Raw genomic sequence first — 14,314 nt, 5'->3', positions numbered from 1 at the left:
ATTACTTGGTCACACTGCGTTGGTTAGCAGAAGGACGGACTTGCTCCCGCTTGTGTTTAAAGTCTGAATCGCGCTTCCAAAAAGGCCACATGGTGCCGTTTGCATAGTGCGTCATCATATTGCCGATAAGCGAAAGATCTTGCTCTACTCCACCTAACGTCCAGCTACTTAGGTAATCGTCGTCAGCCTTGTGATAGCGATTGGCAATAAAGCTTGGGTCGGTATCGCCTAAACTCATAAACAGCATGGAAGGCACTCCCTGTTTTGCCAGCGCAAAGTGATCTGAACGAAACAGTAAGCCATTTTGAGGACGGGGATCCATCTTCACTACACGGCCTTGCGTCGCCGCCATTGCCGCGAGGTCATCTTCTATAGAAGAATAGCCTTTGCCGTATTGTAATATGTAGTCAACGCCATCGTTGACGTTCATGCCATCAATATTTAAAAAGGCCACCATTTTATCCGTGGGGATGGGCGGATGGTTAGCAAAATAGTCCGCCCCTAATAAGCCAGTTTCTTCAGCGGTAAACGCACTGAACATTAAGGTACGTGCCGTTCCCCCGGTATTTTTATTGCCATCTAAGTGCGCTCGCTCGCGCACAAACGTATCTGCCAGCGTCAGCATACCGGCTACGCCAGATGCGTTGTCTACGGCACCATTATAAATAATGGTTTGACCATTTTTCTGCGCTTTTCCCAGATGATCCCAATGCGCATGAAGCATGACCCACTCATCCGGTTTACTGTGACCTTCAAGTATTCCAGCCACGTTTTGTGATTGCGCATGTTCGATAACATTGTCAAAACCTAACTTGGCTTTGGTGTTTAATGCGATAGCCTGAAAATCTTTCTGCAATGCACGAGACTTCAATTCGCTGTAATCGTACCCTGCTTGCTTAAATAGCGCTCTGGCAGCGTTAAGGTGCAGCCACCCCATTACACCCACCTGCGAGGCGTTATTGTTCTCGTCAACCAGCGTATACTTGGTATTGGTGTTAGAGTTTTCTACCACGCCCCACCCATAACCTGCTGGCATGGTTTCATGAACAATGAATACCGCTTCAGCCCCTTGTCTGGCTGCTTCTTCATACTTGTAGGTCCATCGCCCATAATAGGTCATGGCGTTACCTTGAAATAAATTGGGGTCTTTTGACGCAAACCCGGGGTCGTTAACCAACACCACCACGGTTTTTCCTTTCACATCTACACCTTGGTAGTCATTCCAGTTGTATTCAGGGGCATTGATGCCATAGCCCACAAAAACCACGTCGCTGTTGTTCAATGCATAAGCGTTTTCGATACGCTGAGTGCGGGCGGTGAACTCGCTACCTTGTGAAAAGGTTAACTCCCCTATGTCTAAGGTTGTCATATTACTAGGCGTGATTTTTGCCAACGGAACCGCTTGGGTGTAACTGTTGCCAAAGGCTGGCTTTAACCCTAACTTTTTAAATTCAGAAACGAGATAATTAACGGTTTTCGTTTCTCCTTCAGACAATGGACCGCGCCCTTCAAATTCATCACTGGCTAGGGTGTTAGCGTGCTTTCTGTACAATGACAAATCTACCGTTAACGGTTTTTCAAAATGAGATGGATTGCCCAAAGTCGTCTGTGACTGTACTAGTGGCTGTGCCTGTGTGCTAACACTGAAGGTCGATACAAATACCGCAACTCCCGCAATCACCACTGCCCGGTTTAAACGATTAGCGGAGCAAAGCGCGGCGAAAAAATTAAAAAGAGGTTGGCGCATAAAACTGGCTCTGAATAACAAAAAAGGATACCCGAGGGTATCCTTTACACGCTAGCGACTCAATGGTGAATCGGTCAACCTACTAATGTGATGGCTGAAATTGCCCCACGGCGCTGACATTTGCTAAAGCCCCATGGCATGACTCACAAAGGCAGACTTTAATGCGCCCAGTTTATCAGTGGCTGACAACCCAATGCCGCGAATGAGCTTTTTCACCGGATCATTGCCATCGAACAAATATTTAAATCCGTCCATGGCCGCTATCATTTTTACCGCTTCGGTTTTACGGCTGCGCTCATAAGGACGAAGGTGCTTGTGAAGCCCGATATCTTTGTCAGATAACACAAGTTCGTTTAGCAATGAAGCCAACGCGAGGGCGTCTTGCATACCCAAGTTCGCCCCCTGTCCCGCTAATGGATGAATGGTATGTGCAGCATCGCCCACCAACACTACGCCGTCTTTGGCCCACGCTCGGGCATAACGCATAGTAAGTTCAAACGCTGCGCGCTTTGTTTCCAATGTTACCGTACCCAGTACACTTTGGCAGGCCGAGGTCAGGGCGTGCGTAAAGGCGTCGTCAGTTAATTGCATAAGTTCGCTGGCGTGAGCGCTGCGTTGAGACCACACTATCGAGCAGACATAGGGGTCTGCCATTGGCAATAAGGCAAGGGGCCCTGTCGGTGTAAAGGCCTGCCGGGCCACATTTTGATGAGGCTCGCTGGTGCGAATATTGGCCACTATGGCGGTGTGTTCATAATCTTTAAACGTGATGGGCAAGCCCGCCTGTTTGCGCACAAACGAATTAGCGCCATCTGCCCCCACCACCAGTCGACAGCTCAGTACATCGTTATTATCTAGCATCAACATGGTTTGGTTCGGCCCCGTCAGCATTCGCTCGATGCCTGTGGTGAGCATTTGTACATTGGCTTGTTGAGAGACCGCCTCAGACAATGCATTTACCAATGCCTGATTTTCCATGATGACACCTAACGCCGGTTGGTTCATGTCGTCACAGGAAAAGTGAATATCGCCAAAGCTGTCTTTGTCCCATACGTGCATGGCGGTGTAAGCCTGCAATCGGTCCTTTTCCACGAAGGGCCAGACACCCAGTTTTTCAAGGGCGTCGATATTAGCCTGATTAATAGCACTGACCCGCGCTGAGGGTTTATCAGATAAAGGTTGAAAACAGGCGTTCTTGTCAATGACTGCCACGCTCAATTCACTTTGCTTAAGCGCGGCGGCAAGGGTAAGCCCCACTATTCCCCCACCAACAATGGCAATATCAACGTGTTGCATAATTTTTTCTGTCTCGTGTTATTAGGTCAGCAGTACCTTCACCGTAACCTGTGGTTTGCTTAACGAAGGCATTTTTCACACCGGGTATTAAGCCAAACGCCAATAAACCCAGGTTTCGCCCGACCACAAAAGGCAAGTCGTTGTTGGAAAAGGCACGTACTAAGCAATCCGTTAAGAACACCGTTTTGTCTCGGTCGGGTTGACGTTGTGTGGCATATGCATGGGTGATAGCAAATGCTCCTGCGTCAAATTCATCATTTGTCGCGTTATTTTTTGCCTGCCTTACCACGTTAATTAACGTGCAAATATCGCGAAGCCCTAAATTAAATCCTTGCCCAGCAATAGGATGTAGTGCTTGCGCAGCATTACCCACTACCACCGCCCTATGGGCAACCACGGCATTGGCCGTAGTCATTGCCAAGGGATAACTCGCCCTTTCACTTACCCGCAATACTGTGCCCTGACGATACCCAAATGCCTGTTGCAATGCGCTTAAAAATGCCTTGTCGTCCATGTCCATGAGTCGTTGAGCATCGCAATGCGCTACCGTCCACACTACCGAAAAACCATTACCTTGTGCATGATTGCCAGCAATTTCACTGTCAAAGGGTAAAAATGCCAAAGGACCCGATGCCGTAAATCGCTCATAAGCCTTATTATGATGGGGAAGCTGGGTATGCACGTTAAACACAATGGCAGTTTGCTGATAATCACGGGTCGTTTTGGTAATACCTAGGTGTTGCGCTAACGGTGAGCGTCCACCATCTGCCAGTACCACTAATTTGGTGCTGATAACTTCGCCATTATCAAGAGTAACCTCGATGGATTTTTTGTTCTGTGAAACCGCTGTAACTGTCGCGGGAGCCAGATAGTCATATTCGCTACTGGCATCTATCGCCAGTCGGGTTAACGCACTTAGCGCCACGACTTGTCCAAACGCATCGATATGAAAATCATCGCTTTTTAGGTCTATCAGTCCAAAATGGCCCTTGTCACTTACTTCGATACTTTTTATCGCGGGCGGCCGTTCGCCGTGTAAATGCTTTGCCAGATCGTCAACGGCAATACCAAGGTCAGCTAATTCACTTACCGTACGTCTTGCCAATGCAATAACCCGCGTGTCGGTAAAGGGGTTGAAGTCACTCTTGGCGGTGGGGTTTTCACTGGGTGATGTCGCATCGATGAGCACAGTACTTAGGCCAGCTTGCTCAGTCAATCCTTTGGCTAAAACAGTGCCAACAATTCCACCACCAACAACCACCACATCTACCGTTTTCACGCAATGTTCTCACTATAATTCTTATACTGACCTGGCCAATAACACTGAGTACTCTCATGGTTATTCATGTACTTTGTGCTCGCACTCTCATTTGTACGCTAAGGGTATGCGCTGCATTACTTAGCGCGCATTAATGCCTCTATTTCGTCCATTTCTTTTGGCACATCAGCGGTTAATACTTCTACGCCTGTTGCGGTGATCACTACATCATCTTCAATCCGGATGCCAATGCCTTTATATTGTTCAGGCGCATCACTGTCTTCACTAATGTAGATACCGGGCTCGACAGTGATCACCATTGAAGGTTTCAGCGGTCGGTCTTCCCCGTCACTCTTGTAGTTACCAACATCGTGAACATCCAGACCAATAAAGTGACCCACGCCATGCATGTAATAGTCACGCCAACGCTCTTGCTCGAGATTGTCCGCCATACTGCCACTTAAGATACCCAGGTCAATCAACCCTTGGGTAATAATTTCAGCACTATGAAGCATAGCTTCGGTCAAGGTTACGCCTGGTGCGAGTTTGTCTAATACACTTTTTTGCGCTTTTAATACAAGGGCGTAAATATCCCGCTGCGCTGAGGTAAATTTACCATTGGCTGGAAATGTACGCGTAATATCAGCAGCATACCCCTGATATTCGGCACCTGCATCGATCAGGATCAAATCGCCGTCTTTTATTTGGGCATTATTTTGTGTGTAATGCAAAATGCATCCGTTACTCCCACTTCCCACAATGGTGCTGTATGCAGGTGCTCTCGCGCCTGCCATGGCAAATTCGTGGTGAATTTCAGCTTCTAACTGATATTCAAAACAACCCGGGGTAGCAAATTGCATTGCGCGCTTGTGTGCACGTGCAGTAATCTCTGCGGCGGCTTTCATTACTGCCACTTCACAGGCTGACTTAAATAAACGCATTTCGTGCAAAATGGGCAGTAAATCGAAAATAGCCTTAGGCGCTAGAGATTCTTTAGGCGCCTCCCTTAGCGTAGTGAGCGCATCTTTAAACAGGGTGTCGTGCTGAGCATGACAACCCAGCGCATAATAGACGTGTTCATGCCCTTGAATAGATTCGAGAAGCGCCTCTTCCAGCTCCTGTAACTCAAAGGCTTCATCAAGACTAAAACGCGCTAGAGCCGCTTCTGCGCCTAGTCGTTTGCCCTGCCAAATTTCTGCACTCTTGTCTTTTTCCTGCACTACCATGGCGCGATAACGCTCTCCATAGCGGGGATGGTTAGACAAAATAAGCCAGGCATTGGGTTCTTCAAAGCCAGTGAGATACCAAAAATCACTGTCTTGACGAAACAGATATTCGGTATCTCGACTACGCGTTACCAAGGAGGCCGCAGGAATAATACACACACTATGAGGCTGGCATTGTGCGAGTAATCTGTCTTGTCGTGCAATAAATTCTTGCGCACTTATCATAAGTTATAAACCCCGAAGAAGTGGAAAAGTGCTTGATAGTGAACGTGTTTACTTACCGCTATGAGATACGCTTTATCTCAATTATCCGTTCAGTGTACAGAAGGCGTGTCTTGCTGATCATCCAGCAACGACTGACCGAGTTCACTGAAACACAATATCGCAGAAATCTTCACGTATTCAATCACTTCAAATAAAGCCTTCTCCGATTCTTCGTCGGCTTCCATTGGCTCTTCCATGCGGGCGATGTCGGCGAAATCTTCTAACGCTTCTTTGACGTCTTCCGAGCATTGCATTAAGTCTTGCTGATGTAACCCAAAACCTAACATGAACCCCTGAACCCAATTAATCAGCGCTGCGCCTCTGTCATTGATAGGCGCCTGGTCATCGGGAAGTAACAAACTGAGCGCGAATTCAGGTTCTAGGAGTTGTTCACACAATTGGTTAAATAAACTGGTCAGTAAATGCGACGTGGCGTCGGCAAATGACTCTCCCTGATTGATAGTTTCGCTAAGTGCTTCTAGCCATTTTTGATCGGTCAACGACATGCCACCACACAGCATTCCACATAGAATTCCGTGAACTTCTGCGCCATCTACCACAATGCCTTGCTGAGAAAGTTTATTGCTTACGCTATCGTAATCGAGCTGTTTTTCCACAAATCGTTCTCTATTAATGATGAATTTTAAGAGGTCTTGCACGTTAATTGTGCCTGCTGGCAAGTTAACTACTCAACGCGTCTCTTGTACTTAATCTCAATACTAGCAAAATTCACTGTGCAAAGCCCACATTTGGTCGGGATTTGGCGCTCCTTAAAGTATAGGGAATTCAACAAACAGTACAATGAACAAACGTTTTGTTTACTCCCTGTGCAAACAGTTATGCTTTGGTCGCATTTGTCACTTCTTCACTAGCCACATGTCATTATTTAAACTAAGATCTTTTCACTGTGAGCTATTAGGGCATTAAACAAATTCCCGTTATAGCACTCACATTAGAGCAAATGTATAACGTTGACAGGCGTCCATCTAACACTTATGTGATTATTGAGCTTATCAAATATGCGTGTATAATTGCTGACCAACTGGTCAAGAAGATATTTATTTCTTTTCAGCAGTAAATAAGAGTCTGAATTGCTTGGGACGAACCTACAACGTACCGCGAAGCGCAACAGCCTCTTTCACGTACGCAAAATTGTTGCAAGCCGCATTAAGTGATCCCCTTCACTGGGTCGCGCGTTTGATATACCCTGTTGCGTTTTATACAACAACAATGTTTCCTGGGATGTTTGCTAGTTCATTCATGTCCCTGGCCGATGCTTTAAACCAAGGAAGTTGAAACGATGGCTATTGTGCAAGCTCGACGCGTATCGAGAAGCCTACGGCTGTTGTGATACTTCCGCCCTGAACTTTTCGGTTCACGGGCGATACATGAACAGCGGCATTCTGGGAAACGCCCTCTTTCGACGGAAGAAGAAATGGCAATTATAAATTTTGGCTCTATTAATATTGACCACGTTTATCAGGTAGAACACTTTGTACAACCTGGTGAAACGCTGGCGTCGACCCACTACCAAACTCTGTTAGGTGGCAAAGGGGCAAATCAGTCTATCGCGCTTGCTCAAGCGGGTGCAGATGTCCGACATGTGGGCAGCATTCACGAAAATGACGCTGCATTTAAACAAACGCTGATCAAAAAAGGCGTAGACTGCCGTTTTGTTAAGTGCTCAGAAACCCCTTCAGGTCATGCGATCATTCAAGTTACACCCAGTGGTGAAAATGCTATTGTGCTTTTTGGTGGGGCAAACCAAACCATTACAGCGCAAACCGTTATGCACGCCCTTGACGATGCCAAACCCTCAGACTGGGTATTGACGCAAAACGAAACAAGCAGCATTGAAGAAGTGCTTCGTCAAGCCAAAGACAAGCAACTGAAAGTGGCTTTCAACCCGGCACCAATGAGTGAATCGGTTAAACACCTACCGCTAGAGTGTATTGATTTATTGATTGTAAATGAGACAGAGGCAGCTGCCATTACCGGTAAAGAGTCTCTCGATGATATAGTGGCAGTCTTTAAAGCACAGTGGTCACATTGCGAAGTCATCATTACACTTGGCAAAGCTGGCGTATTGATGCTACGTAAAAACAACACGGTAGAAGTTAACGCTTTTTCGGTAGACGCAGTGGATACCACAGCTGCAGGTGACACCTTTATAGGTTACTTCCTGTCTGCTTACAGCAACCACACCGACGCCAAACAGGCATTGCGCCGCGGTTGCGCTGCCTCAGCGATAGCAGTAACTCGCGAAGGCGCGGCCCAAAGTATTCCGACACAAAAAGAAGTGGATCGTTTCTTAGCGAAACACGCCCAACAGTAAGACGCATTTGAGATAGTTTGATGGCACATAAAATCATTTTAGATACCGATCCGGGCATTGATGATGCAATGGCGATATTTTTCGCTTTTCAATCTCCCGATATAGAAATACTTGGTTTAACCACTGTATTTGGCAACGTTCCCGTTACCATGGCGGCACAAAACGCATTAACCTTGTGTGAATTAGCGGGTAAAGATATTCCGGTTACTCAAGGTGTAGGAATGCCTTGGGTTGGTCCAGAATCTACCTACGCACATTTTGTTCACGGTGATCACGGGTTTGGTCATATCAAACCTGAAGCGCCAAAAACGCAGTTAGATCCCCGTAGTTCGGCACAATTTATTGTCGACATGGCGCGTAAATACCCAGGCGAAATTACCCTGGTTGCCATTGGTCCTTTAGGTAACCTGGCATTGGCGCTGCGCCTTGAGCCTAACCTACCTAAGCTGGTTAAAGGCGTAAGCATCATGGGTGGCGCAGCCTTTGTTCGCGGTAACGTTACTCCCGTTGCAGAAGCGAATATCTGGAACGACGCCCACGCTGCTGAAATCGTGTTTGCGGCGGATTGGGATCTCACCATGTTTGGTCTGGATGTTACCAATGATGTGCCATTTGCACCGACATTTGTGGATGTACTTGCTGAGAAGAATCCAACGTTGGGCAGTTTCGTTCAGGAAAGTGCGCAGTTCTACATGGATTTCTATTCACAAAATCGCGAAGACCGCGTGTGTTTCTTCCACGATGCGTTTCCTATCGCACACCTTCGTCACCCAGAGCTATTTGAATTGACAGAAGGCCATGTACGCGTGGGGACGGGTACATTAGACAGAGGCCAGACAGTGGTAGCGCCAAAAGGCACCACGCCTAGCCCATTGTGGAACGAAGCCAACACCATTAAGGTGGCGACAAAAGTAGACCACGCCAAGCTAGAGCAATTGTTTATCGACACCTACGCACTATAACTGTAAGTGTGATAACGTAAAGGGGTTGTGTTGTTACAGCCCCTTTTTTGTAGGTAAGCAATTATTTGAACAACCATGATTTTCCACCGTCATTGTGAACACATGCGCTATGGACTCAATGAATTTGTAGGTAATGACATACTGATAAGCGCAATGGATAGTCATACGCTTGATAATGTCTTAGCTCGCTTTTTAAGTCGTCAGGAATAACCTTTTTCCATGCCAAGTTTTTCAAAAAGTTCTCACCTTATTCAGCCGATATCGGAACACACTTTCGAAGCGCGCACTGCCCTTCGCAGACAATTGCGAGCTCAGCGTAAAGCGTTGTCAGCAGATGCACAAATTAAGGCTGGCCAATCAGTACTTCGTCAACTTACGGCCTATTTACCCCAACAGTCTGCATTAACCATTGCGACTTATTTAGCCAATGACGGTGAAGTGGATCTCTCGCATTACATCGCTAACAGCTGGCAAAAAGGCTTACCACTTAGTTTTGCATTGCCTGTACTGCACCCAGTTTGCAAAGGGCATTTACTCTTTTTACGGTACCAGTCAGATACCGATATGGTCATCAATAAGTACGGTATAAAAGAGCCTGCGCTGTCCTGCCTCAATGTGATCCCTACCCCAGCCCTAGACGTTATTTTGATGCCTTTAGTGGGTTTTGATCAGCACGGCAATCGACTGGGCATGGGAGGGGGTTACTATGATAGAACACTGGCGTTTACACACAGTGCCACACACAAGCCTAAACTGATTGGCATTGCCCATGACCTGCAAGAAGTGGCATCGCTTCCCGTAGCCTCCTGGGACGTGCCTCTCGATGCCATTATTACCCCTACCCGAGTGTTGCAGTTCTAACTCTATTGCACAAAGCCCCCTAGCCTAGTGCGCTTTGCTATGGCTGTTTACCAGCTCTTATTTGTGTCTATTTCATTAGTGTGTCGCCTAAAACCTATTGTCGATAGGTTCAATCACCTCGCTGGCGTAGCTATATCTTCCCTATATTTCCACTATTACAAAAATTGCACAGGTTAATCTGGGTTCACTTCTTCATATCGGTTACACTGCGGGCACAATTAGCCGGAGAGTGAACATGGATCAAAACGCAAAAAAGCAAGCCGTCGCCAAAGCCGCCATCGACTACGTTAAACAAGACAGTATTGTTGGCGTAGGGACAGGCTCTACTGTTAATTTTTTTATCGAAGAACTGGGTAAAATTAAGCACAAAATCGAAGGTGCCGTATCCAGCTCTCACGCCTCCACTGAGCGTTTGAAGGCACTGGGTATTGAAGTATTCGAACTCAACGAAGTCAGCGACTTGTCCGTGTATATTGACGGTGCTGACGAAGTAACAGAACACAAACACATGATTAAAGGCGGGGGCGCCGCGCTCACCCGTGAAAAAATTGTTGCCGGCGCCGCCACCACGTTCGTGTGTATAGTCGATGAAAGTAAGCGCGTCCCTATTCTTGGTCGCTTTCCATTGCCGGTAGAAGTCATTCCTATGGCGCGCTCTTTTGTTGCCAGAGAATTAGTCAAACTTGGTGGCGATCCTGAGTACCGCCAAGGGGTAGTGACAGATAATGGGAATGTCATTCTTGACGTGCACAATCTAGAGATCCTCAACCCCAGAGAGTTAGAGCAAAAAATTAATAATATTCCGGGCGTTGTAACAAATGGCATATTTGCACTTCGCGGTGCTGACATTGTGTTATCTGCTACCGACTCAGGTGTAGAAACGTTTAAATAAAACAGTGCAAGTAGAAGAATAAGATTTAGCGCAACCTTGATGCGCTAAATACTACTTTCAACTTTTGGAAAATTCTGTTAGTTTCCATTTAGACGTCTAGATGTCCCTTGTGTGATAAATTGGCAAGTGGTGATACTAGTAAAGATTCCCACTTTCCGGTGATAATTAGTCGTTTTGACAATGAGACCGAAACCACAAAGCTGTACCAAACCTTCTCCTTTAAGGTTCTATTGACCACATTTATCACAATTGGTCTCTGGGTAATTAAGGAAGTATATAGGTTTCAGTCTCATGCACGGTCCGTATTTCATTAGCGAGAGATAGCGAGTTCATGAGTAAAGTTTCACTAGAAAAGGATAAAATCCGAATTTTATTGTTAGAGGGTGTACACCAAAGCGCCTTAGAGACCCTAAAGAACAATGGCTACAGTAACATTGAATTTCTTAAAACCTCGCTTCCTGAAGATGAGCTAATTGAGAAGATTAAAGACGCTCACTTTGTAGGTATCCGCTCGCGTACTCAGATCACAGAAAAAGTGGTTGAAGCAGCGCAGAAACTGGTGGCAATTGGCTGTTTTTGTATCGGTACTAATCAGGTTGACCTTGATGCAACCCAACGACGTGGTATTCCGGTATTCAACGCCCCCTTCTCCAATACCCGTTCTGTGGCAGAACTCGTACTTGGACAAATAATCCTTTTGCTACGCCAGGTTCCCAGTAAAAATGCTAAGGCACATCGCGGTGAATGGGAAAAGACGGCAGTTGGATCATACGAAGCGCGCGGGAAAACACTGGGAATTATTGGCTACGGTCATATCGGTACGCAGTTAAGTATTCTGGCTGAACATCTTGGTATGCGCGTGCAGTTTTTCGATATAGAAGACAAGCTGGTTTTAGGTAATTCCACACAAGTGAAATCTCTTGAAAAATTGCTTAATAACGCTGACGTAGTGTCGCTTCATGTGCCTGAAACGCCTCAGACACAAAACATGATTGGTGAGAAAGAGCTGTCTCAAATGAAAAAAGGCAGTATTTTAATCAACGCTTCTCGCGGTACAGTGGTGGATATTGATGCCCTTTCACAGGCATTGGAGTCTGGCCACCTAAATGGTGCTGCTATTGACGTGTTCCCAGTTGAGCCTAAATCGAACACAGAAGAGTTTCAATCTCCACTGCGCAAGTTTGATAATGTGATTTTGACTCCACACGTGGGAGGCAGTACACAGGAAGCGCAAGAAAATATCGGAATTGAAGTTGCCGGAAAACTGGCGAAGTACAGCGACAATGGCTCTACCTTATCAGCCGTTAACTTCCCAGAAGTGTCACTTCCAGAACACACTGGACGTTCTCGCTTACTTCACGTGCACAAGAACCAGCCCGGTATCCTCACGCAAATAAACCGCGCGTTTGCTGAAAAAGGCATCAACATCGAAGCCCAGTACCTGCAAACCAATGCGGAAATTGGTTATGTTGTGGTCGATGTTAAAGAAGATAGAGGCTACGAAGCCTTAGCTGAGCTTCAGCAAATTGACGGCACCATCAAAACCCGCATCTTGCACTAGCTTGAGTAAAAAAAAACGCTGCGAATGCAGCGTTTTTTGTATCTGATATAAGCTTAGAAGAAGTTATAAACCAAGCTTACTGCTGTCTCAGTATCGAGTTTTTCAACGTCGTCAGCTACGTTGGTGTTGTGATCTAACTTAAATGACAAACGCATTGATAGGTTTCCACTGATAGTCGCCGTTAATGCTGTTTCTGCACGGGACTTGGTGTTTTCAGAACCCACCTCGGTACTTGCGGTTTGAGTAAACTTAGCGGTACTTGAAATCTTCCAGGTGTACGCAGTTGATGCACGAACAATTGCACTATCTAAGCTTTCACCTTCTTGAGTTTCAACAAATGAGTAACCCGGACCAATTGAATACTCTAGTGTATGGCGCTTGTTTTGTAGCACCTTTTGGTTCCAACCAGCAGCAACAGTCGCCTGGTAATTAAAGTTACTGAAACGGTCATCTTCATATGACGCGAAGCCAAATAGACGATAGTCTGGATTAGATAGCTTGTAGTTACCTTGCGCTGAACCGAAAAACTTTTGTGCAGAAGTAAATTCGATATCTTCTCCATCATCACCTTCTACGGTTTCTCTCTTGTAAAGTCCCTTGGCAATGTAATCGTTACTCCATTGCTCTAGTTCCTGGTGAGCTGTAATACCCGCACTGATAGACGTAGTTTGAGTGTTACCTGATGTAGAGATAAACCCTAATTCACCTTCCATTGTAAAAGGTTTAACGTCATCCTGAGCGAAAACAGCTGAAGAAAGAGACATTGCAACTAAAGATATGAGCGCTTGATTTTTCATTAAACAATCCTATTGATTAGCATTCCATCTGTTGTACTGAAAACCACAGCAATAACCAGGTCGTACAACGCGAGTAAGTAAACTTAATAATCCCTTCGATAAAGGGGCTACGTAATTAGTTGGGCGCAGTGTACAGTGATACTTTTAGCAGTCAATCTGCCGGTCGTTGAAATCACCAGTTAAAGCCGCAAAATTACACTAATTAATTAGACTGCAGACTTATAATGGTTCAAAAAACATACAGCAAAGGTCGTTATATTTCAGAAAAATTGATAAACCAGTGCTACTGATGTTTCCGTGCTAAGCGGATTAACGTCTTCAGCAGTGTCCGTTTCATGATTCAGTGTAAAAGACAGTTTCATCGCCAGTGAGCCAAACACGTTGGCTGACAATGACGTTTCCGAGCGCGATTTAGTGTTTTCCTGACCGGCTTCTGTGCTGAGAAATTGCCTTAACTTTGCTCCTGAACTCCAGCGATAACGATATTCGGCTGATGCTCGCACAATAATGCCGTCATTCACTACACTGGTATTGTCTTCATCTGCCTCAATGAAACTGAATCCCGGCCCAATACTGTATTTGAATTCACTGTCTTCGTTGCGCCATAATCGTTGGGAATAACCCGCTGCGAGTGACGCACGGTGATCGTAACCATTAAACTGATCATCTTCATAATCACCGTACATGAATAGTCGTCTTCCGGGTGTGAGTAGCTTGTAATCGAATTGGGCACTACTGTAGAAACGTTGTGCACTGACGTCACGCCGGGTGGTGGGTGTGCCACTTTCTTTGTACAACAACTCAGCAAAGTAAAGGCTGCTCCAGCTCTCTGTTTCATGGTCAGCGTTAATAGCCGCTTTTACACTGGCCGCAGAGGTATTGCCGGTATTAATGAGTAAGCCTAACTCTCCATCGAGGGAAAATCGCGGAATTTCATCATCTGTGTCAGGTGAAAAATCAGCATGATATAGCGTTCTAATCAAATCTCTTGCGTGTGCATTAAAGCAAACACTGGAGCAAGCAATAGCAATTACCATGCTTAGGCTGATGATTTTATGGCACATAATATAATTTAACTTGAGCGTTGCTGGTTTTAATCACACGTCGTATAGACG

Annotated in this window: 12 protein-coding genes and 1 other RNA gene; 6 read left to right on the top strand and 7 right to left on the bottom strand. The window is 46.0% G+C overall.

Annotated elements, in window-relative coordinates; all coding sequences use genetic code 11:
* Window position 1: 1 nt before the first annotated feature.
* The 5 genes from ACMCM8_RS03460 to ACMCM8_RS03440 all read right to left on the bottom strand — a co-directional run bounded on the left by ACMCM8_RS03460 (window position 2) and on the right by ACMCM8_RS03440 (window position 6,408).
* A complete protein-coding gene (locus ACMCM8_RS03460) occupies window positions 2-1,747 on the bottom strand; it encodes a M28 family metallopeptidase (protein WP_412725492.1) in 1,746 nt (581 codons plus the stop codon).
* A gap of 123 nt (window positions 1,748-1,870) precedes the next feature.
* Window positions 1,871-3,043 carry an FAD-dependent monooxygenase gene (locus ACMCM8_RS03455; protein ID WP_412725490.1) on the bottom strand — a complete coding sequence of 391 codons (1,173 nt, stop codon included), beginning with the start codon at window positions 3,041-3,043 and terminating at the stop codon, window positions 1,871-1,873.
* On the bottom strand, window positions 3,030-4,322 hold the full coding sequence (gene ubiH / locus ACMCM8_RS03450; protein WP_412725488.1) for a 2-octaprenyl-6-methoxyphenyl hydroxylase: 1,293 nt from the start codon (window positions 4,320-4,322) through the stop codon (window positions 3,030-3,032). Before ubiH ends, ACMCM8_RS03455 begins: the two co-directional genes overlap by 14 nt.
* Window positions 4,323-4,438: 116 nt before the next feature.
* A complete protein-coding gene (gene pepP / locus ACMCM8_RS03445; RefSeq protein ID WP_412725486.1) occupies window positions 4,439-5,752 on the bottom strand; it encodes a Xaa-Pro aminopeptidase in 1,314 nt (437 codons plus the stop codon).
* Window positions 5,753-5,841: 89 nt separating this feature from the next.
* Complete coding sequence (locus ACMCM8_RS03440) at window positions 5,842-6,408, bottom strand: UPF0149 family protein (protein ID WP_412725484.1); 567 nt, start codon at window positions 6,406-6,408, stop codon at window positions 5,842-5,844.
* Between the two features lie 614 nt (window positions 6,409-7,022).
* Here ACMCM8_RS03440 and ssrS point away from each other — a divergent pair.
* From ssrS to serA, 6 genes are all read left to right on the top strand, one after another.
* A non-coding RNA gene (ssrS, locus tag ACMCM8_RS03435) (6S RNA) lies at window positions 7,023-7,205 on the top strand.
* Between the two features lie 21 nt (window positions 7,206-7,226).
* On the top strand, window positions 7,227-8,126 hold the full coding sequence (locus ACMCM8_RS03430; protein WP_412725482.1) for a ribokinase: 900 nt from the start codon (window positions 7,227-7,229) through the stop codon (window positions 8,124-8,126).
* A gap of 20 nt (window positions 8,127-8,146) precedes the next feature.
* Window positions 8,147-9,088 carry a nucleoside hydrolase gene (locus ACMCM8_RS03425; RefSeq protein ID WP_412725480.1) on the top strand — a complete coding sequence of 314 codons (942 nt, stop codon included), beginning with the start codon at window positions 8,147-8,149 and terminating at the stop codon, window positions 9,086-9,088.
* A gap of 219 nt (window positions 9,089-9,307) precedes the next feature.
* On the top strand, window positions 9,308-9,949 hold the full coding sequence (locus ACMCM8_RS03420) for a 5-formyltetrahydrofolate cyclo-ligase (RefSeq protein WP_412725478.1): 642 nt from the start codon (window positions 9,308-9,310) through the stop codon (window positions 9,947-9,949).
* 235 nt (window positions 9,950-10,184) lie between these two features.
* A complete protein-coding gene (rpiA, locus tag ACMCM8_RS03415) occupies window positions 10,185-10,841 on the top strand; it encodes a ribose-5-phosphate isomerase RpiA (protein WP_412725476.1) in 657 nt (218 codons plus the stop codon).
* Window positions 10,842-11,172: 331 nt separating this feature from the next.
* Window positions 11,173-12,402 (top strand): phosphoglycerate dehydrogenase, encoded by a 1,230-nt coding sequence (gene serA / locus ACMCM8_RS03410; protein ID WP_412725474.1) that lies wholly within the window; start codon window positions 11,173-11,175, stop codon window positions 12,400-12,402.
* A gap of 53 nt (window positions 12,403-12,455) precedes the next feature.
* On the opposite strand, the gene ACMCM8_RS03405 is transcribed toward serA, so the two are convergent.
* Window positions 12,456-13,199, bottom strand: coding sequence for a DUF481 domain-containing protein (locus ACMCM8_RS03405; protein ID WP_412725472.1), 744 nt, complete (start codon window positions 13,197-13,199; stop codon window positions 12,456-12,458).
* 260 nt (window positions 13,200-13,459) lie between these two features.
* Complete coding sequence (locus tag ACMCM8_RS03400; RefSeq protein ID WP_412725470.1) at window positions 13,460-14,182, bottom strand: DUF481 domain-containing protein; 723 nt, start codon at window positions 14,180-14,182, stop codon at window positions 13,460-13,462.
* Window positions 14,183-14,314: the final 132 nt, after the last annotated feature.

This window comes from Alteromonas sp. D210916BOD_24 (assembly GCF_047159385.1).
GTDB lineage: Bacteria > Pseudomonadota > Gammaproteobacteria > Enterobacterales > Alteromonadaceae > Alteromonas.
This window is presented reverse-complemented; position numbering and strand designations above follow the sequence as displayed.

Coding starts and splice junctions, on each gene's coding strand:
- ACMCM8_RS03460 (WP_412725492.1), bottom strand. CDS start 1,747: ATGCGCCAACCTCTTTTTAATTTTTTCGCCGCGCTTTGCTCCGCTAAT.
- ACMCM8_RS03455 (WP_412725490.1), bottom strand. CDS start 3,043: ATGCAACACGTTGATATTGCCATTGTTGGTGGGGGAATAGTGGGGCTT.
- pepP (WP_412725486.1), bottom strand. CDS start 5,752: ATGATAAGTGCGCAAGAATTTATTGCACGACAAGACAGATTACTCGCA.
- ACMCM8_RS03430 (WP_412725482.1), top strand. CDS start 7,227: ATGGCAATTATAAATTTTGGCTCTATTAATATTGACCACGTTTATCAG.
- ACMCM8_RS03425 (WP_412725480.1), top strand. CDS start 8,147: ATGGCACATAAAATCATTTTAGATACCGATCCGGGCATTGATGATGCA.
- ACMCM8_RS03420 (WP_412725478.1), top strand. CDS start 9,308: ATGCCAAGTTTTTCAAAAAGTTCTCACCTTATTCAGCCGATATCGGAA.
- rpiA (WP_412725476.1), top strand. CDS start 10,185: ATGGATCAAAACGCAAAAAAGCAAGCCGTCGCCAAAGCCGCCATCGAC.
- serA (WP_412725474.1), top strand. CDS start 11,173: ATGAGTAAAGTTTCACTAGAAAAGGATAAAATCCGAATTTTATTGTTA.
- ACMCM8_RS03405 (WP_412725472.1), bottom strand. CDS start 13,199: ATGAAAAATCAAGCGCTCATATCTTTAGTTGCAATGTCTCTTTCTTCA.